This is a genomic window from Sporosarcina sp. SG10008 (assembly GCF_044569405.1).
Lineage (GTDB): Bacteria > Bacillota > Bacilli > Bacillales_A > Planococcaceae > Sporosarcina > Sporosarcina psychrophila.
Genome location: NZ_CP172607.1, coordinates 3985671 through 4004486, shown reverse-complemented (window position 1 = coordinate 4004486; position 18816 = coordinate 3985671). Strand labels below are relative to the sequence as shown.

The 18816-nt window shown below is 42.4% G+C and carries 16 protein-coding genes, 1 tRNA gene and 2 pseudogenes; 14 read left to right on the top strand and 5 right to left on the bottom strand.

Features of this window, described 5'->3' with window-relative positions; all coding sequences use genetic code 11:
- Nucleotides 1–37 precede the first annotated feature (37 nt).
- Both mfd and spoVT read left to right on the top strand, forming a co-directional pair.
- On the top strand, nt 38–3568 hold the full coding sequence (gene mfd, locus ACGLYD_RS18860; RefSeq protein ID WP_067213741.1) for a transcription-repair coupling factor: 3531 nt from the start codon (nt 38–40) through the stop codon (nt 3566–3568).
- 90 nt (nt 3569–3658) lie between these two features.
- Nucleotides 3659–4195, top strand: coding sequence for a stage V sporulation protein T (gene spoVT / locus ACGLYD_RS18855; RefSeq protein WP_067213740.1), 537 nt, complete (start codon nt 3659–3661; stop codon nt 4193–4195).
- Nucleotides 4196–4444: 249 nt separating this feature from the next.
- Here the strand turns inward: spoVT and ACGLYD_RS18850 are convergent, their stop codons facing one another.
- Both ACGLYD_RS18850 and ACGLYD_RS18845 read right to left on the bottom strand, forming a co-directional pair.
- The gene (locus ACGLYD_RS18850; RefSeq protein WP_399629875.1) at nt 4445–5152 is read right to left on the bottom strand and encodes a hypothetical protein; all 708 of its coding nucleotides are present in this window, start codon (nt 5150–5152) and stop codon (nt 4445–4447) included.
- Entirely contained in the window at nt 5145–5969 is an 825-nt protein-coding gene (locus ACGLYD_RS18845) for an ABC transporter ATP-binding protein (RefSeq protein WP_067213739.1), read from the bottom strand. Before ACGLYD_RS18845 ends, ACGLYD_RS18850 begins: the two co-directional genes overlap by 8 nt.
- 192 nt (nt 5970–6161) lie before the next feature.
- On the opposite strand from ACGLYD_RS18845, the gene ACGLYD_RS18840 reads away from it, so the two are divergent.
- Nucleotides 6162–7145 carry an ABC transporter substrate-binding protein gene (locus ACGLYD_RS18840; RefSeq protein ID WP_187046256.1) on the top strand — a complete coding sequence of 328 codons (984 nt, stop codon included), beginning with the start codon at nt 6162–6164 and terminating at the stop codon, nt 7143–7145.
- Nucleotides 7145–9109, top strand: coding sequence for an iron ABC transporter permease (locus ACGLYD_RS18835; RefSeq protein WP_399629871.1), 1965 nt, complete (start codon nt 7145–7147; stop codon nt 9107–9109). The genes ACGLYD_RS18840 and ACGLYD_RS18835 overlap by 1 nt, the downstream gene beginning before the upstream one ends.
- A gap of 98 nt (nt 9110–9207) precedes the next feature.
- Here the strand turns inward: ACGLYD_RS18835 and lepB are convergent, their stop codons facing one another.
- Nucleotides 9208–9753 carry a signal peptidase I gene (lepB, locus tag ACGLYD_RS18830; protein ID WP_399629870.1) on the bottom strand — a complete coding sequence of 182 codons (546 nt, stop codon included), beginning with the start codon at nt 9751–9753 and terminating at the stop codon, nt 9208–9210.
- 624 nt (nt 9754–10377) lie between these two features.
- Between lepB and ACGLYD_RS18825 the strand changes: the two are divergent.
- From ACGLYD_RS18825 to ACGLYD_RS18815, 3 genes and pseudogenes are all read left to right on the top strand, one after another.
- Nucleotides 10378–10707: pseudogene (locus tag ACGLYD_RS18825) on the top strand (hypothetical protein); the annotation flags it as partial.
- A gap of 147 nt (nt 10708–10854) precedes the next feature.
- Nucleotides 10855–11002: pseudogene (locus ACGLYD_RS18820) on the top strand (cysteine hydrolase); the annotation flags it as partial.
- A gap of 290 nt (nt 11003–11292) precedes the next feature.
- Entirely contained in the window at nt 11293–12510 is a 1218-nt protein-coding gene (locus ACGLYD_RS18815; RefSeq protein ID WP_338654489.1) for an MFS transporter, read from the top strand.
- A gap of 184 nt (nt 12511–12694) precedes the next feature.
- On the opposite strand, the gene ACGLYD_RS18810 is transcribed toward ACGLYD_RS18815, so the two are convergent.
- Complete coding sequence (locus ACGLYD_RS18810) at nt 12695–12868, bottom strand: aspartyl-phosphate phosphatase Spo0E family protein (RefSeq protein ID WP_082786772.1); 174 nt, start codon at nt 12866–12868, stop codon at nt 12695–12697.
- A gap of 219 nt (nt 12869–13087) precedes the next feature.
- Here ACGLYD_RS18810 and ACGLYD_RS18805 point away from each other — a divergent pair, with 219 nt between their 5' ends.
- The 7 genes from ACGLYD_RS18805 to ACGLYD_RS18775 all read left to right on the top strand — a co-directional run bounded on the left by ACGLYD_RS18805 (nt 13088) and on the right by ACGLYD_RS18775 (nt 18309).
- Nucleotides 13088–14680 (top strand): oligosaccharide flippase family protein, encoded by a 1593-nt coding sequence (locus ACGLYD_RS18805; RefSeq protein ID WP_399629868.1) that lies wholly within the window; start codon nt 13088–13090, stop codon nt 14678–14680.
- 1 nt (nt 14681) lies between these two features.
- On the top strand, nt 14682–16151 hold the full coding sequence (mazG, locus tag ACGLYD_RS18800) for a nucleoside triphosphate pyrophosphohydrolase (protein ID WP_399629866.1): 1470 nt from the start codon (nt 14682–14684) through the stop codon (nt 16149–16151).
- Nucleotides 16138–16428, top strand: coding sequence for an RNA-binding S4 domain-containing protein (locus tag ACGLYD_RS18795; RefSeq protein ID WP_187048032.1), 291 nt, complete (start codon nt 16138–16140; stop codon nt 16426–16428). Before mazG ends, ACGLYD_RS18795 begins: the two co-directional genes overlap by 14 nt.
- 88 nt (nt 16429–16516) lie before the next feature.
- Complete coding sequence (gene yabP, locus ACGLYD_RS18790; RefSeq protein ID WP_067213728.1) at nt 16517–16813, top strand: sporulation protein YabP; 297 nt, start codon at nt 16517–16519, stop codon at nt 16811–16813.
- Entirely contained in the window at nt 16810–17277 is a 468-nt protein-coding gene (gene yabQ, locus ACGLYD_RS18785) for a spore cortex biosynthesis protein YabQ (RefSeq protein WP_067213727.1), read from the top strand. The genes yabP and yabQ overlap by 4 nt, the downstream gene beginning before the upstream one ends.
- Nucleotides 17278–17331: 54 nt before the next feature.
- The gene (locus tag ACGLYD_RS18780) at nt 17332–17751 is read left to right on the top strand and encodes a septum formation initiator family protein (RefSeq protein WP_067213726.1); all 420 of its coding nucleotides are present in this window, start codon (nt 17332–17334) and stop codon (nt 17749–17751) included.
- 129 nt (nt 17752–17880) lie between these two features.
- Nucleotides 17881–18309 (top strand): S1 domain-containing RNA-binding protein, encoded by a 429-nt coding sequence (locus ACGLYD_RS18775; RefSeq protein WP_067213725.1) that lies wholly within the window; start codon nt 17881–17883, stop codon nt 18307–18309.
- A 345-nt stretch (nt 18310–18654) separates the two neighbouring features.
- Here the strand turns inward: ACGLYD_RS18775 and ACGLYD_RS18770 are convergent.
- Nucleotides 18655–18728 (bottom strand) — tRNA-Met (locus ACGLYD_RS18770).
- Between the last annotated feature and the right edge of the window lie 88 nt (nt 18729–18816).

Sequence of the window (18816 nt, the reverse complement as noted above, 5' to 3'; positions counted from 1 at the left end):
ACGCCTACTATTATTATGAAAGAAAGGATGTGTAGCATTGGAATCACTAATAGATTTGTTTTTACAAGAGAAAGAGATTGACGAACTAGTGGGAGAGTTGGAGGCGGGAATAGACCGTCAACTTATCGCGGGATTGTCAGGCGGGGCGAAGTCGATTCTTTTCAAAGTGCTTCAGCAGTCGAGCAAACGGCCCATTCTTATCGTATCCCCAAATTTATTGCAAGCCCAGCGTACATATGAAGACCTCGTCAAAATGTTGGGCGATTCACTCGTCCACCTTTACCCTGCAGAGGAACTCATTGCTGCGGACTTTTCTGTTTCGAGCTATGAACTTCGCGCCCAGCGCATCGATACATTAGATCATATGGTACGAACTGGGAAGGGGGTTTATATCACGCCGATTGCAGGCATGAAAAAACTATTACCTGAAAAAGCACGCTGGCTATCCAATTCATTATCAACGACAATAGGCGCAGAAATTAATATGGAAGAATGGCTTGAAAGACTTGTGTCAATGGGTTATACGAGACAGTCAATGGTAACAGCGCCAGGTGAGTTTGCATTGCGTGGGGGTATCCTGGATTTGTATCCGCTGAATTTGGAAGAACCCGTACGGATTGAATTATTTGATACGGATGTTGACTCGATTCGCACATTCTCGGCGGAAGATCAGCGCTCAACAGGTAAGTTGAAAGACGTATCAATTCTTCCCGCTGCCGAATTTGTTTGGAAGGCTGAAGATTTGACGATCATCGCAGAAAACCTGGAGAATGCGCTTGGCGTTAGTTTGAAGAAGATGAACGATGTGGATGCGAAAGAACGGTTAACCATTAATATGAAGGGGGATATTGCTTTAATGAGGGAGGGATCCATTCCGGAAAACATGTTGAAATATGCATCGTTTTCAGCTGGAACGACTTCCCTTGAAAGTTATTTTCCAAGTAACGGAATCGTTTTATTTGATGAAATCGGACGGGTCCTTGAGGTTGTTGCATCACTAGAGTCGGATGAAAAGGAATGGATGGTTGCTCTTCTTGAAGAAGGGAAAATTGTTCATGATGCAAAAACTTCATATTCATTCGAAGAGGTACATGGAACATTAAAGCAACGAAAAGTATATTTATCCCTTTTCGTGCGCACAGTTCCAGGAATTGTTGTGAAAAAGACAGTGACGTTTTCTTGTAAACCGATGCAGCAGTTCCATGGGCAGATGAGTTTATTGAAAAATGAGATAGAACGCTGGCACCAAGGACGTTTCAATATTTTCATTATCGCAGACGGCAATGAACGAATGCAGAAAGTCCAATCTATCCTTGAAGATTACGATATGCAATCTGCCTTGTCTGGCAAACCGTCAAAAGCAGGTGGCATAATTGTCATTGATGGCGATTTGTCTGCTGGCTTCGAGCTGCCGTTTCAACGGATGGCAGTTATAACAGATTCTGAGCTCTTCAAAGGGACACCGAAACGGAAAGCACGTCCGCAAAAGATGACCAATGCAGAACGCATCAAAAGTTACTCGGAAATCAAGCCAGGTGATCATATCGTTCACGTTCATCATGGAATTGGGAAGTATTACGGGGTTGTAACGCTCGAAGTAAGCGGTATTCATAAAGATTACCTCGACATCAGGTACCGCGGAGAAGATAAGCTATTCGTTCCTGCCGACCAGATCGATTTAATCCAGAAATATGTCGCCTCCGGGGAAAAAGAACCGAAACTGCATAAGCTGGGTGGGGCAGACTGGAAGAAAACGAAAACAAAAGTTATCGCAGCAGTACAAGACATTGCGGACGACCTAATTGAGCTGTATGCCAAACGGGAATCGGAAAAGGGACATGCATTTGCAGTGGATGACGACATGCAAATGGCATTTGAAAACGCGTTCCCTTACGACGAAACCGATGATCAGCTCAGATCTATCGCTGAAGTGAAATTGGATATGGAAAAAGAACGTCCAATGGACCGCTTACTTTGTGGGGATGTTGGTTATGGTAAAACGGAAGTTGCAATTCGTGCTGCATTCAAGGCTGTATCAGATGGCAAGCAGGTAGCATTCCTTGTACCTACAACGATTTTAGCGCAACAGCATTACGAAACAATGAAAGAGCGTTTTTCTGGTTTCCCAGTTGAAGTTTCCCTCTTAAATCGTTTCCGTAAAAAGAAGGAACAAACGGAGACGTTGAAAAGATTGAAAGCGGGAACAGTCGACGTTATCGTTGGTACACATCGCCTTCTTTCTAAAGATATCGCCTACCATGATCTTGGTTTACTTGTTGTCGATGAAGAACAGCGATTTGGCGTAACGCATAAAGAAAAACTTAAACAGTTAAAAACACATGTCGACGTCCTGACATTAACCGCAACACCTATTCCACGGACGCTCCATATGTCGATGCTCGGTGTTCGTGATTTGTCCGTTATTGAAACGCCACCAGCAAACCGTTTCCCTGTCCAGACTTATGTTATGGAGCAAAACTTTGCACTTGTCCGCGAGGCAATTGAAAGGGAAATGGGCCGTGGTGGGCAAGTATTCTACTTGTATAATCGGGTGGAAGATATGGAGCGTAAAGTCGATGAAATCAAGCAGCTTGTGCCTGAAGCGCGAGTTGGATTTGCCAATGGTCAGATGGGCGAGTCGGCACTTGAGTCGGTGATTTTAAGTTTCCTTGAAGGTGAGTATGATGTTCTTGTAACGACAACCATCATTGAAACGGGTATCGATATTCCGAATGTCAATACACTTATCGTTCAAGACGCTGACCGTATGGGGTTATCACAGCTCTACCAACTACGTGGGCGCGTTGGGCGTTCGAATCGTGTTGCCTATGCCTATTTCCTTTATCAGCGTGATAAGGTGCTGACAGAGGTTGCAGAAAACCGTCTTCAAGCAATTAAGGAATTTACGGAACTTGGCTCGGGCTTCAAAATTGCGATGCGTGATTTATCAATTCGTGGTGCGGGTAATTTACTTGGTTCTCAGCAACATGGCTTCATCGACTCGGTTGGTTTCGATCTTTATTCTCAATTGTTGCAAGAAGCTGTTGAGCAGAAGCAGACAGGTATTGTAAAAGCGGATATACCAGACTTGGAAATTGCGTTGCCGCTTAATGCATATATTCCAGATGAGTATGTACGTGATGGATTCCAAAAGATTCAAATGTACAAAATGGTTAAAGCGATTGAAAATGAAACCGACTACAATGAACTTGTCGATGAAATGACAGACCGATTCGGTGATATGCCGCTCGAGGCTGACTTGTTACTACGTGTTGCAAGGGTAAAAGCTTGGGGACGTATCGCGGGTGCCGAATCCATCAAGAAACAACAATCGCTTATTGAAGTTCGCATATCGCCTGAAGGAACTGCGAAAACAGACGGCGCAAAACTGGTATCCGATTCAATGGCGTTTGGTCGTGCAGTTGGGTTCACGATGGAAAATGGTTGTCTTATCATGAGAATCGATGAGCGTCATACAGGGAAACAGACTGCATTTGATGTACTTGAAGAAATGATGCGAATTCTTCAGTCGTCTTTAAAGGAAACTGTTGTTAGTGATTCCGTCTAAAGGGCATGTTGCATATTTTGTCCATCCTTGATGCATACTACAATTGAAACAAAGTTAACGTTCAATTTTGTGGAAAGTGAGGCATCATGTATGAAGGCAACGGGAATCGTCCGCAGAATCGACGATCTTGGCAGGGTAGTTATCCCTAAAGAGATTCGAAGGACACTAAGGATTCGTGAAGGGGATCCACTTGAAATTTTTACCGACCGGGATGGCGAAGTAATTTTGAAGAAGTATTCGCCGATATCAGAACTCGGTCAATTTGCAAAAGAGTATGCGGAAACATTGTACGAAACACTAGGCACGCCTGCGCTCATTAGTGACAGGGATGAAATGATTGCCGTGTCCGGATTATCGAAAAAAGATTATTTGAATCGCCAGTTGTCGCCTGATCTCGATGAGATTATGACAGGCCGTAAAATCGTTACCGAAAAACTTGAAAAGGCGATTGAGTGGGTGCCTGGACAAGTGGAGCAGGTGAAGTCTTATTGTATTGCACCCATTATTGCTGCGGGGGATACGATTGGTGCTGTTTACCTGTTATCAAAGGTGCATTTTATCGGCGAAACTGAAATGAAAGCGGCGGAAACGGCCGCGCATTTTTTAGCGAAACAGATGGAACCATAAAAACAGCCCACACGAACCGGATATTGACGGTTTGTGTGGGCTGTTTTTAACGTCTAGGAAATTATAAAATCTCGAACTGAGGATAATTTCCAACATAGAATTTATACGTCTAGACTTCGGACGCAAAATGCGCGGAGGAAGTGAGTTACGCAGTGGGTAGGAATTGACCTAAATCCCCCCTTGTTGCGGCAAGACGGTGCAAATTTAGAATACCTTCTATAAATGGCTTTATGCCTGTTGCCTCTGAACTTAGGCGTTTGTACTTTTACTCTTTGCCAGTGGACAATAGGGGCATTTTTCCGTGTTCGGAAGCTCCTTATACAAACAACATGTTAATCGTTTATAATTCGCCATAGCGTCCAGAGCCTGTTGGTTGTTCAAATATTGTTTGAAAGGGGAGCGGCGCATTGCAGGTTTCCAAGCTTCATCATCCAATAAAACATCTAAATCTTGCTGTGCAAATAAGGAGTTTTCTTGAAGCAGCATCGAGTACATCCATAAGACGTACCCCCATATGTTTTCCCACAAAATTAACTTCGCGATTTTTGCACGCTTGCTTAAATAGTCAACGACAGGGTATCCGTAGGTCTCAAGAATAATGCGGATATCTTTTTCACGGTTTTGTACGAGTCTAAAGCCGGCAGGTGGAACGGAAAAAAAGATTGTATCATTTTCGATGAATAACGATACATCGTCCAAATCACCAGCCCAAAGTAAATTATGTTCACTCATTAAATGTAGTTGGGCAGCAATGAAAAAACCATGCCTTCTCATATAAATAGATGTAGCGACAGTATTCGTTGGGGCACCAGACAAACTTTGAATTATCTCAAATAGTTTGTCGCAACCTGATTCGGATAACATATCTGCCGCCGACATAAACGTGGTCGCCTGTTCACCGATACGCACACTGAAACGTTCTAGTGCAGAAATGTGTTCTGCGTGTAACTTAAGCACCCGTATTTTTCCGAAGTTCCGGTACGATACAACGGCCCCGTCCGAATGGAACACAGTGTGGTGTACCGAAAAGAGGGTCTGTGGAAACTTGACACTCCATCCCAAACACAGCTCGAACTAAATCGCAGGTAATAATATTCTCTGGCTTGCCTTGCGCATGGACACCGCCATCTTTAATGGCGACGATATTGTGCGCATAACGGGAGGCCAAATTCAAATCGTGTAGCACCATTACAATGGTACGGCCTTTTTGTTCATTTAATTCGAACAGTAGATCAAGAATTTCAATCTGATGCGTCATGTCGAGGTAGGTCGTTGGTTCATCCAATAAAATGACGTCTGTATCTTGAGCCAGTGTCATTGCAATCCATGCACGCTGCCGCTGACCACCTGATAACGTGTCGATCGATTGATCTCGTAGATCACTTATCCTAGTCGCTGTCATTGCAGCTTCTGTTTTCTTCGTGTCCTCTTCAGTCCATCTTGAGAGCCACGATTGGTGTGGATAGCGTCCTTGTTTCACAAGATCATGTACCGTAAGCCCTTCAGGTGATACAGGTCCTTGTGGAAGAATACCCATTTTCTTAGCTACATTACGTGAAGACAGCGAGTGGATATCCTTACCTTCAAGTAAAATAGAGCCGTCAGATGGTTTTAAAAGACGGGCAATTGAACGGAGTAACGTAGACTTACCACAGCCGTTACTACCGACGAAAACAGTGATTTCGCCTTTAGGAATCGATAAATTCAGGTTTTCAAAGAGTAGATTATCTTGATAGCCAATCGATAGGTTTTCAGCTTTTATTGAGGTATGCATTGGAATGCCTCCATATCTATAGGGAATCTAAATGATTTTCATTTTCAATTAGAGATAAGCATAGCATATTTAGCATCTATTGAGAATGATGGTCATTTATTTTTGAATAAACTTTACAAAGCCGTCTAATCAAGTTTAAACTACTAAATGAGAATAATAATCAAGATATAGATAAATGGAGGAATGTTAAGTATGAAGAAGTCTTTAAAATCCCTGCTTATTTTAGCGCTTTTTGCGGTGTTGTTGGTAGGTTGTTCTTCGAAGAAAGAAGATAAAGCTGCAGACAATAAAAAAGTAGAAAATAGTATAACAATTACGGGTGTTAATGGTGAAGTGACGCTCGATAAGCCTGCTAAAAAAATCGTTGTTTTAGAATGGACATATGCGGAAGATTTATTGGCAGTAGGCATTCAGCCTGCTGGGATGGCGGATATACAAGAATATCATGATTGGGTGAATATCGATGCAGAGCTTAGCAAAGACGTAGCAGATGTTGGAGGTCGCCAAGAACCGAATTTGGAGGCGATTGCTGCATTGGAACCGGATTTGATCATCGGTACTAGCTTCCGTCATGATGGGATGATTGCGGATTTAGAGAAAATTGCGCCTACGGTCATTTTTAATCCGTATCCTGAAGATGAAAAAATGGATTTGTATCAAGAAATGATAACAACATTTAACGAGATTGCAAAAGCGGTTGATAAAAAGGATGAAGCGAAACAGGTATTAGCTGACCTGGATGTGAAATATGAAGAAGCGAAAACGACTATCGAAAATGCCGGTTTGAAAACAAAAGATGTTGTCTTAACACTTGCCTATACGGGACCTCAAGCACCTGAAGTTCGTGTATTTACGCCAAACTCAATGGCTTCAATTATGTTAGAGAAAATTGGCTTAAACAACATCCATATTCCAGATCAATTTGAAATTTACGGTTCGAGTACGTATAACGTCGAGGGGCTAACGAAGTATGAGGATGCAAACTATTTGTATATCGTTCAGGCCGACGACAATATTTATGAGAAACAATTAAAAGATAATGCAGTTTGGAAGAACTTGAATTTCGTGAAAGAAGACCGTCTGTATGATCTAGGCGGGGATACTTGGTTATATGGAGGTCCTCTTTCAGCTGAAACACTGCTTAATAAAATTACAAGCACGATGGTAAGTAAGTAATGGCAAGAAAGACTTCAGGAAAACGATCCTTTTTAGTTATGATTATTGGGTTGTTCCTGTTGGTTTTATTATCTTTTATTCACTTAACACAAGGTCAAGCGGATTATACTGTTACCCAATTAGTAAAAGAAGTGTGGACAGAGGGGCGCGTGCAGGACATCGTGCTCTCTCTACGTCTTCCGCGGTTAATAATCGGGATACTTGCTGGTGGTGCCCTTGCAGTGGCGGGGGCTGTATTGCAGACGTTGACGAACAACCCATTAGCATCTGCAGGCACACTAGGAATTAATGCAGGCGCTTATTTTTTCGTCGTTGTTTCAATGATTTTCTTCCCATCGCTACTCGGGAATTTTCCGTTTATTGTTGCATTGATGGGTGCTGTACTGTCATCCGTTCTCGTTGTAATGCTAGCAGGTAAGCAAATGGAGCCCGTTCGTGTCGCGCTGACAGGAATGATTATTTCGTTATTGTTTGCGTCGATGACAGGTTCTTTGCAGCTATTATTCGAAAATCAGACGAACGGTCTCTTTTTATGGGGCTCCGGGACACTTGTTCAATTAAATTGGGATGGTGTATCGTTTGCAGGACCGGTTATCATTGTGTTCTTCGTCCTCGCGTTAGTGTTGGCAAAGTCATTGGATACGTTGTCGCTGGGTGAAGATATTGCATCGTCTCTTGGGCAAAATGTTAGGTTTGTTAAATTACTCGCGTGGGCTGTTGCAATTGTCCTTGCGGCTGCAACAGTAAGTGTAGTCGGCCCAATCGGTTTTATCGGATTAATGGCCCCGCATATTGTTCGAATGCTTGGCGTTCGAGGGCATTTGAACATTCTCCTCCAGTCATTTTTATGGGGAAGTGTCATGCTGATAGGAGCCGATGTGTTAGGGCGATTGGTTCAACCTGGACAAGAAGTACCGGTTGGTGCAATGACAGCGTTGATCGGCGGACCGTGGCTGTTGTACTTGGCATGGAAAACTGCAAAAACGCATAGTCGGGGCGACCGTCAAATGGGCGGTACATTGAAACCAGTGAAACTATCTGTTGTCATTACAATCGTTGTCGCACTTATTGTTGTTATTATTTCATTGGCTTTATCATTCAATGGCACTGCATGGACGACCGAATGGTTGAAACCTGTTGTGTGGAATTTCCGAGTCCCGCGCGTGTTAACGGCGTTCATCGTCGGGGTTATGCTTGCAGTTGCGGGGGTATTATTGCAGGGGGTATTACGAAATCCATTGGCGGATGCAAGTATTTTAGGTGTTACATCAATGGGTGGTGCCGGAGCGATGATGCTTCTCGTGTTATTTCCTGCCATTCCGATCAAATATATGCCGCTAGGTGCAGTCGTGGGAGCTGCCATTGCACTCGGTATAATTTTAGGGACGTCATGGAAAAACAATTTCCAACCGATGCTTGTAGCACTTATGGGAATTGCGATTTCTGCATTCGGCTCGGCCGCCACACAAGTGTTTGTCGTGAAAGCGAAACTCGCCGTAGCGGCTGCGCTCGTCTGGTTGTCGGGAAGTACGTACGCAAAAGGATGGGACGATGTACAGCTAGCCTTATTGCTATTTGCGTTGTTCATCGGTCCGGCCATTTTCTTGACACGCAGTTTGGATACGTTGACGTTCGGTGATGATGTGGCGGCGGGTCTTGGACTTTCAGTAAAGTCGACCCGTGTTTGGGCATTGATCGTTGGTGTCGCGATAAGTACGGCAGCCGTTTCAATTGTAGGGACGATTGGCTTTGTCGGGCTCGTAGCACCTCATATTGCACGTAGATTGGTCGGTTTCCGTCATCTGCCTTTGCTTGCCGTATCTGGATTATTAGGCGGACTGCTTCTTGTCACAGCAGATTTTGTCGGAAGGATTCTTATTGCTCCGAAAGATATTCCGAGCGGTCTGATTGTAGCGCTGATTGGCACGCCGTATTTGCTTTACCTTCTTCGGAAAATGAAATGAAAAGCGAGTCGCCACTGGCGACTCGCTTTTCATTTTGATATATATAAAACCCATTAAAATCAATCATTCTCCAAAAAAGGAGTCATTCAAGTATATACTTATTTCGGTATACTGATTTCCGTGAATGGATAAATACGCAGCTTCACTTCACCAATGACAGCATCCTCAGAAATGAATCCGAAATATCGACTGTCATTACTCTTTAAGCGATGATCGCCAAGTACAAAAAAAGCGCCTTCAGGTACTTCCTCTTGCCCTGTAATTTCCGCTAACGTGAAATCTCCAGTTATCCGATCCGTGATTGGATCGCCATCAATACGCTTAGCATAGGGCTCATCATACACACTTCCATTAACGTACAATATGTCTTCAATCATCTCAATACGATCTCCGGGTACTCCGATGACCCTTTTAATGTATTTATCTGTTGCATTAGGGGCATGAAAAACAATCAAATCGAATCTGTCAATCATGCTCACTTTACTCACAATAACACGGTTATTATCTTCGAAGGTCGGCAACATGGATTCTCCTTGCACCTTCGTTGGTACAAATAAAAACTGGTAACAGATAAAAACAATTGCAGATGCAAATAATAGTGATTGTATCCAAGAAAACAACTCACTTTTCACAGTTTTCTCCAATCATATCTCCCCTTCCGATTAACGTCTTTATCTATTAGTGTACAAGACGGGACCCATTATTAATACTTTAAATATGAATTTTACCCACTATAAGTAAATTTAGGGTGATGGTTAGGGAAATACATACCTATGTAGGAAGTAGATAATTGAAGAAGGATTTAATAGTTAATGGATTTCACTTGGATTATATAAAGGGAATTTGAAACATTGGAACAAATTGAACGTCTAAATATGTTGACATAAAAAATCCACTCAACAACGCTCGGCGCTAGGGGATGCCTCCCGCAATAAGCCAGACAGAAAACCGCTGTCAGTCTTATTGCTTCGGCTACCCCTATGAGGCGCCTTCGCTGGAGATTATATAGAATCATTAGTTCAACATATATACTATATTTTTTGTAATAAATATTCCCTTTTTAAATCCGCTTCGGCGACTCCTTTAAAGGCTTCAAAACTATAATCTATATTGTGTATCTTTCTAGCAATTTTCTGTATAACGATCTTTTGGAGTTTGAGTTATTTTTTTGTATATTCGGCGGGGAGCCGTGGGACATAAATATTAATAGTGCCTGTTCAACTTAAAAGTAAGCTAAACAAGCAGAATCTAACTATGCGAAAAGGAGAATGATTTTATTGAAACCAATTATAAAGGCTGGATTTATAATTGTAATCTGCATGTGGCTTGTAGCGTGTGGAAACAGCGTACAAGTGGGACATAAAAGCGGAGAGATTTTTACACCACATGAAACTGACATTATTCAAGTAGGAAGTGATGTAGAGAACTTGGAAGCTATGGATCAATTTGTAGAGGATTCAAAGAATGAAATGGAAAGAGAAGTTCGCTATGTAGTTTTTGAAAACGAAAGCGCTGATCCCACAGCAGTTTATACGTTAAAAGCTCGTAAAGACTTGGAAGCTGGACAAAGTTGGGTTGAGATATCACGGGACTGGAACTATGATGCAGAGGGTCATGACCTTATTGAGCCGCAACAGTGTAGCAGCGTGTCCAAGGATATAGAACGAGGTGCATTTTATCTGAATGAATGCTTCCATACGTGGGAGATTAAACTTATGCCCATTGGTGAAAGTAATAACAATACCTCAGATGCAACAGCCGCCTTTGGAAAGATGGATCAAAATGATACCTATTATGATGCAGAAACTGTACATACTATATCGCCTAGCGACACTACATGGTGAATTTGCGACAATACTTACACTAGAGCAAGTCCTAAAAAAGTATTTATAGCATTTTTCTTTGACTACTGTGAAAGTTAATCTTTGTGGGTACATTAGCTTTATGGATTTTGTGAATAGTATTCTGAAAATTTGTATTCAAACATATCAAATTGACGTATAATAGAGTTATATAACTCATTCTTACTACCTCTATAAACATTATTATATTGTAGCATTTTGTGATTTTTTTGCATTTTGTATTTTGTGTTGTAAAACAATAGATTTTAGGAGGTATTTGTCGAGTGTAAAACTACCCTGTACTAATCAGAATTAAATTTTGATTGTAAAGGGGTAGTAAGAATGAAGAGTGCATCTTTCCGTTTTCTTTGGATTGGCCAATCAATGGCCAATTTAGGTGATATTTTTTATATTGTGGGGCTTATTTCAATTTTATATGCTTCGACAGAGTCACCATTTATATTGGCATTGGTACCATTTCTTAGTATGTTTGGTCGTTTTATTAGCGGGATGATTTCCCCGCTACTGTTAAATCGATATCCATTAAAGACCCTGCTTGTTCATTCGCAAGTAAGTAAGACATTATTATTGTGTTTGCTAGCGCTTATCTTAGTATTTCACATAACGTCGAGCATACTCGTTATAGTAAGTTTCGTATTTACGATTGCATTCTTAGACGGTTGGGCAGCACCAGCAAGCCAAGCAATGTTACCACGCTTGGTTCCCAAAAATGAACTTGTGAAAGCCAATAGCTTCTTCTCCATCATTTACGAAACAGTAAATTTAGGGGGCTGGGCACTTGGCGGTCTGCTTGTTGCAATTTTCAGCGGTCAAGATGTAATTTTAATCACGTTGGCATTGTATCTGGTTGCTACTTTACTGATGACTAAAATTGTTGATCCAACCGAGTTTTACAGGAAATTTTCCGAAGGTCGTCAAAGCGGTGAGCTAAAAGAAGGTTGGCAAATCGTTTGGAGAAACCCGTTGTATAAGAGTCTTTATGTGATCATCGCATTTGAAGCAGTCGCAAATGTTGTATGGATTGCTTCTATACTCTACGTCTTCGTGGCTGAAATTCTTGGTGAGAATGAGTCTTGGTGGGGATATATTAATACATCGTTCTTTTTGGGAATGGTTGTCGGTGGGATCATATGCTCACGTTTTACCACGGTATTTGAGAAAAACTTAAAGTATGTTTTGATTACTTTTTCCTTTGGAATCAGTATCCTGACACTTCTTTTCGGTTTAACGACAATTGCTTGGCTGTCTCTTGTCCTTATGGGACTCGTTGGGATTTTTCAACAACTAAAAGCAATTGCTGCGAACACATTTCTTCAAAAGTCAGCCAGTCCTGAAGAACTCCCAAAAATTTATGCTGTAGAGAGTTCGCTGGTGTCGTTATTATTTGCAGTTTCCTCTTTACTGTTTGGCGCACTTGCCGAAATATGGGATGTGCGAATTACTTTTATAATTTCAGCCATATTGTTAGGAATAGCAGCAATGTATGCTGTGACTCGCCATCGTCATTTTTCTGTAAAGGAATCAATGATCAATCAGTAATGGTGAAAAGTGCAAAAAGGAGCTAAAACCATAGCGGTTTATAGCTCCTTTTGCCGTGTTATATAGTGAAGTATTGAATCCAGTGTAGGCGCCTTGCAGGGGTAGCCAAAGCGTTATTCAGTGGAATCATTTAGTCAGCTCGTATTGTTGACTATTTGTGTTCAGAAGACGACACATCATTAGGTCATTGTATAGCCCGGATCCCCTGATATCGATTCAATAAGGTGTCCAGCTCTTGGCTACGTGCAACGACAACCGGATGACTTAAACCAAAATGCTTTGCCGTCGCGTACATATCATTTCTTTTTAATTTTATTAATACGGATAGAACTCGCTTTTTAGGAATTGTTTTTACCATCCTTGGTCCCCTCCTATTTTACCTTTTTTATCAGTTTTATTTTTTGATATAATTTAACAGTTATATGTTTACAAAACTTATACCTATGTCTTTCCCATAACGTTGCACAATTAAACCTCTTAATAATTTAAATTAGAATATTCGATGTTATCCTGAATATCGTCATTATTCGTTCATGATATAATGGGTGTACTATGTACGAAAGAAAGAGGCACGATTATGGCGCAACAATGGGACATGAAAACGTTTATGAAAGGTGCGTCGATTCTGACCATCTCTGCAATCATTGTGAAATTACTTGGGGCAGTCTATCGAGTTCCGTTCCAAAACCTTGTCGGTGACAAAGGGTTTTATATTTATCAGCAAGTGTATCCGTTCATTGGCATTTTTATTGTCTGGACGTCGTACGGTTTTGCAGTGGCGGTATCGAAACTGCTTGCAGGAAGTACGAGTCGCGGTGAAGCAAAAGCGATGATGCGTGTGGCATTTACCTATCTACTTTTATTATCAGTGGCCTTTTTTGCTCTATTAACTATTTTCGCGCCATTTTTCGCGCGCTCCATGGGCGATGTTGAGCTCGTACCTCTCCTGCGTGCTGGCGCGTATATTGTTTTACTGATGCCGGCGTTAGCAGTTTTGAAGGGTTCATTTCAATCGGAAGGTCGAATGGTACCTGTTGCGGTTTCAGGCGTTGGTGAGCAGGTTTTCCGTGTAACGGTCATTCTCATAGGCACATGGATTGCGGTGCGATCAGGTGCTTCTCTCTATGTGGCAGGTGAGGTAGCGATGTGGGGGGCAGTTGTCGGGGAAGGTGCTGGCGTTATTATACTTGCACTCTATTTTCGGAATACGTTCAAAGGACCATTAGAAAAAGTGGACACGTGGCGAGTGGTGAAAGAATTGACGATTGTCAGTTTGGGGATCAGCGCAAGTTCACTTATTCTCCTGCTGTTTCAATTGGCCGATTCATTTACAATCTATAATATCCTGCTATCTAATGGTTTTGCGGCGGATGCAGCCATGGTGATGAAAGGTGTCTACGATCGTGGGCAACCGCTTGTACAAATGGGGATTCTGATTGCTTCGACATTAGCGCTCGCGATTGTTCCACTTATCGCTCATCATTCGGCAAAAAAAGCGGGACGAGGGGCATTACCGTTTATCCAGCTAACGTTCCGAACTGCTTTCCTATTCGGTTGGGCTGCAGCGGCAGGGCTTGCACTTGTTTTGCCTTATGTGAATGAAATGCTGTTTGAAACACGTGATGGTTCTGTAGCCCTCATTATTTTCTCATTACAAATTCTCTGGTTATCGCTTATTTTACCGTTAACAGCGATGCTTCAAGGTGCGGGGAAAGTTAAAGTGCCAACGCTCCTGCTTATCGGTGGGTTGGTTATAAAAATCTTCGCGAATCAACTTCTGGTTCCTTTATGGAATGTCACGGGAGCGGCGATTGCCGGCAATATCGGTTTCGCGGTAATTGCATTTGGGTTGCTGCTTTACTTTAAAACAGTATGGCCAATTCGCCTTGCACCAACACGTTTTTACGGATGGGTGATAGTGGCAACTACTCTCATGATAGCCATTGTTTTACCGTGGATGCTCATTGCAGACGGGTTTTTATTCGACCAATTACCAGATCGGATTGAGGCGACACTTATCGCATTAACATCTGTTTCGGTGGGAGCGGTTGTTTTCCTTTTCGTCATTATGAAATCACGTATAATGGCAGAGAAGGAATGGTTTCTTCTGCCATTCGGTAAACGTTTAGCTACATTGCAATTACGACTTACTAAAAGAAAAGGTGAATAGGATGCATCAGTTAACAATTATTGGTCTCGGCGCGGGTGACCTCGACCAATTGGCGCTAGGGACATATCGAAAGTTGAAAGAAGCGAAATATATTGTCGCGCGTACGGACCAGCACCCTGCTGTCGCTGAATTAAGAGCGGAAGGCATTGTTCTAATGAGCTTCGATGAAATTTATGAAAAACACGACTCGTTCGAGCATGTATATGATGAAATCGTAGAACAACTGCTCCTTATGTGTGCACAACAACCAGTGACCTATGTAGTACCGGGACATCCGCTTGTTGCGGAACGGACAGTCCAATTATTAGTCGAGAAAGAACGCGAAGGTTTAATCCAAATGGAAATTGCGGGTGGAAATAGTTTTCTTGACCCGATTTTTGCAGCGTTGCGCATCGATCCGATTGAAGGGTTTCAGCTACTCGATGGTACGGATATGAAACGCGATGATGTCCAGATGAAGCAACATATTTTAATTGGACAAGTGTACGATGCGTTCGTGGCATCTGAAGTGAAACTGTCATTAATGGAGAAATACGCCTACGACCATCCAGTGACGGTTGTAACGGCGGCAGGTTCTACGGGCGAGCAATTGATTACAGTTCCGCTATTTGAACTGGACCGTGTCACTGAAATTAATAATTTGACTACCGTTTATGTACCGCCTGTAGTTGAAAGAGAAGCGCGATTGAAAGATTGGTCGACGTTCAGGGAAATCATCGCTACACTGCGCGCTCCGGGCGGGTGCCCATGGGATCGTGAACAGACGCATGCATCGTTGAAGCGGTATTTGCTTGAAGAAACACACGAACTGCTTGAGGCGATTGATAGTGAAGATGACGACGCAGTGATTGAAGAGCTTGGTGATGTACTGTTACAAGTATTCCTTCATGCTCAAATTGGCGAAGACGACGGTTATTTTGCCATGGAAGATGTGCTTCAATCGATAGGATCGAAAATGATTCGCCGCCACCCTCATGTTTTTGGAGATAAAAGCGTGGTAAATTCAGAAGAAGTTCTGCAAAATTGGCAAGAAATCAAGCAACAGGAAAAACCGCAAGCCGACTCACTCTTGGAAGGTCAAGAACGTCCTTCTTCATCACTTTTAACGTCACTTAATTATCAAAAAGAGGCGGCAAAGGTTGGGTTTGATTGGCCAACGATTGACGGCGCTTTAGAAAAATTTGATGAAGAATGGTTGGAGTTCCGTAAAGAACTAGAGAGTGGTACGAAATACAGTCAAATGGACGAGCTAGGTGACGTTCTGTTCACAATCGTTAACATTTCACGCTTCCTCAAGTTATCTCCAGAAGAAGCAATGGTCCATGCAAATCAAAAGTTCAACAGACGGTTTTCATTTGTCGAAAAGAGTGTGAAAGATGGACAAGGCAAGTTTACTGACTATACACTTGATGAACTTGAAGAGTTTTGGAAACTAGCAAAAAAAGGGGAAGATAATGATGAGACTCGATAAATTTTTGAAAGTATCTCGACTAATTAAAAGACGGACACTCGCAAAACAAGTAGCTGATCAAGGGCGTATAACAATAAATGAAAAAGTGGCAAAAGCGTCATCGGTTGTAAAAGAAAGCGATGAATTGGCGATCCGTTTCGGTCAGAAGATTGTAACGGTAAAAATCAACATGCTGAAAGAGACGACGAAAAAAGACGATGCAGCCTCAATGTACACGATTTTGAAGGAAGAGAAGCTTGAAAAAGTGGAACCGGAATTCATGGATGATGAAGACTGAACAACATGACAGGGAATTTTCCTGTCATGTTTTTTTATGTCCTAGCATAAGATAGCTGTGAACGTACAAGCAAAGGGGGAAGCATATAATGCAATTTCAAACTGATAGTCCTACGTACGCAATTCCATCAGGAGACCATGTCGTCACTATGCGCAACAGAAAACGGATGGATCTCACGTCTGTAAAATCAATCGACCGCTTCGATCAGGAAGAATTTCTCGTTCGAACATCGCAAGGATTATTGCAAATCCGGGGAGAGGAACTGCGCATTGTTCATCTCGATGTCGATAAAGGGCTTCTAACGCTAGAAGGAACGGTCGGCACTATTCAATACGATGAAGAAGAATCAGGTTCAAAAGGTTTCCTCCATAAATTGTTTGGATGAGTCTATCCGTTCAATTTCTTAGCCTGCTTGCTATGATTGGGACGGGCATTGTTGCTGGGGCATTCATGGACATGATTGGAACAAGTACCGCGCACGCCGGGAAGAAATCGATTATTCGAAAGCGTGCGGTTTGGCTCGAAGTCATTGGATGGGTACTCGTCGGATGTTGGACGTTTTACATCCTTTATCTCGTCAGGGATGGGGCGTGGCGGATATATGATCCAGTTGCACAGATTAGTGGAATGTTGCTATACGTAACTATTTTTTATAAGCCGTTCCGGTTTTTCGGGAGGATCTTGTTGGTGTTGTTAATAAGGCCGCTCTTGTTCCTCGTGCGTCTGATTGTATCTATTATCAGTCTAGTCATTCGTTTTATAGTGAAAGTCTTTGCAGTCCTCTTTACACCATTTGTTAAAATATTCCGTATCATTTCCGGAAAACTCTTTAAAAGAAGGGTGAAATGATATATAATTTATGGACTAACAAATTGTAGTGTGTGAAGAGGGGAAGTGCAGGACGTGGAACAGAAACAGCAGAGGAAATCGTCCGAAAGGGTCGCATCGATTCAAACTGAATATGTCCGCTCACTTCAAAAGAAAGAGACTAGGAAGAATGCGCGGAAAGTCCGTTTATACCGTAGACTGGCTGTGTTTGCTATTGTGGCAGCCGTTATTCTAGGTGGTCTGACGAATATGTTCATCAACCAGAAACAGACGTTGGCAGCGAAAGAGTTGCAAAAAGTCGAGGTGCTGGCCCAGCTTGAAGGGGTACAGGAAGAACAAGAAATGCTAAAAAGACAACTTGTGAAATTGAATGATGATGACTATATCGCAAAGCTTGCACGCAAGGAATATTTCTTGTCTGAAAAGAGCGAAATCATTTTTTCAATACCCGAAAACAATAAAAAAACAGATGAACAAGACAAAGGAAAAGAGTAGTCTTATTGACACTCTTTTTTTATTGGCTATAATGGAAGTAAGGATCCTGCAATTTGCAGGGCTCATTAATACGGTTGCAAGGCTCCCAGCGCGGGGCCCGCTTAAATTTTAAGGAGGAGCATTTTTTTTATGTCAATTGAAGTAGGCAGCAAGCTAGAGGGTAAAGTAACAGGAATCACAAACTTCGGGGCGTTTGTTGAGCTACCGAATGGCTCAACAGGCCTGGTCCATATCAGTGAAGTGGCGGACAATTATGTCAAGGACATCAACGATCATTTTAAAGTCGGTGACATGGTTGAAGTGAAAGTGATGAACGTCGGTGCAGATGGTAAAATTGGGTTGTCGATTAGAAAAGCGAAACCTGAATCTGAACAGCGTCCAGAACGTCCTCAGCGCCCGCAACGTCCGCGTCAAGGTGGTGGCCGTCCTGCTATGGATCGCCCAGAGAACTTTGAACAAAAAATGGCAAAGTTCATGAAAGATAGCGAAGAGCGTCTCTCTACTTTGAAAAGAGCGACAGAATCGAAACGCGGTGGCCGTGGCGCAAGCAGAGGGTAACTTGCTAGCTGTTTCAATTCATGAAAAAGTGTACGAATAGTATGAAGGAAAGTAGTGAACAAAGGGAATGACCCTTGTTCACTGTTTTTTTGTGCGGAGAATTGTCATGGCAATCGCGAATTGTCATGGTAAATGGTGAAACTGTGACGGCAATCGTCTGAACTGTCATGGTAAATGACGAAACTATCACGGGAAATCACATAAACCGTCACAGCTCCCCAAACAATCGCGCATTTTTTCATTGCAAAAAAAGGCAGTTCCTACATCGTGAATTCACGATGTAGGAACTGCTTTTTTAGTGATTTATTGTCCAACTCCTGGACGGTTGTATCTGCATTTCATAAATGGCGGCAGAGGGGATCGAACCCCCGACCTCACGGGTATGAACCGTACGCTCTAGCCAGCTGAGCTACGCCGCCTTCGTATATTCTAGTTAGCACTTGTTTCCGCTTGATCAGAACAACAATACTTATAATACAAGTGAATCAATGCAGTGTCAACCCGTCT

What these genes read in the sequence shown, in the direction of transcription:
- spoVT (WP_067213740.1), top strand. Translation starts at nt 3,659, where the DNA reads ATGAAGGCAACGGGAATCGTCCGCAGAATCGACGATCTTGGCAGGGTA.
- ACGLYD_RS18845 (WP_067213739.1), bottom strand. Translation starts at nt 5,969, where the DNA reads ATGCATACCTCAATAAAAGCTGAAAACCTATCGATTGGCTATCAAGAT.
- ACGLYD_RS18840 (WP_187046256.1), top strand. Translation starts at nt 6,162, where the DNA reads ATGAAGAAGTCTTTAAAATCCCTGCTTATTTTAGCGCTTTTTGCGGTG.
- ACGLYD_RS18835 (WP_399629871.1), top strand. Translation starts at nt 7,145, where the DNA reads ATGGCAAGAAAGACTTCAGGAAAACGATCCTTTTTAGTTATGATTATT.
- ACGLYD_RS18815 (WP_338654489.1), top strand. Translation starts at nt 11,293, where the DNA reads ATGAAGAGTGCATCTTTCCGTTTTCTTTGGATTGGCCAATCAATGGCC.
- ACGLYD_RS18810 (WP_082786772.1), bottom strand. Translation starts at nt 12,868, where the DNA reads ATGGTAAAAACAATTCCTAAAAAGCGAGTTCTATCCGTATTAATAAAA.
- ACGLYD_RS18805 (WP_399629868.1), top strand. Translation starts at nt 13,088, where the DNA reads ATGGCGCAACAATGGGACATGAAAACGTTTATGAAAGGTGCGTCGATT.
- mazG (WP_399629866.1), top strand. Translation starts at nt 14,682, where the DNA reads ATGCATCAGTTAACAATTATTGGTCTCGGCGCGGGTGACCTCGACCAA.
- ACGLYD_RS18795 (WP_187048032.1), top strand. Translation starts at nt 16,138, where the DNA reads ATGAGACTCGATAAATTTTTGAAAGTATCTCGACTAATTAAAAGACGG.
- yabP (WP_067213728.1), top strand. Translation starts at nt 16,517, where the DNA reads ATGCAATTTCAAACTGATAGTCCTACGTACGCAATTCCATCAGGAGAC.
- yabQ (WP_067213727.1), top strand. Translation starts at nt 16,810, where the DNA reads ATGAGTCTATCCGTTCAATTTCTTAGCCTGCTTGCTATGATTGGGACG.
- ACGLYD_RS18775 (WP_067213725.1), top strand. Translation starts at nt 17,881, where the DNA reads ATGTCAATTGAAGTAGGCAGCAAGCTAGAGGGTAAAGTAACAGGAATC.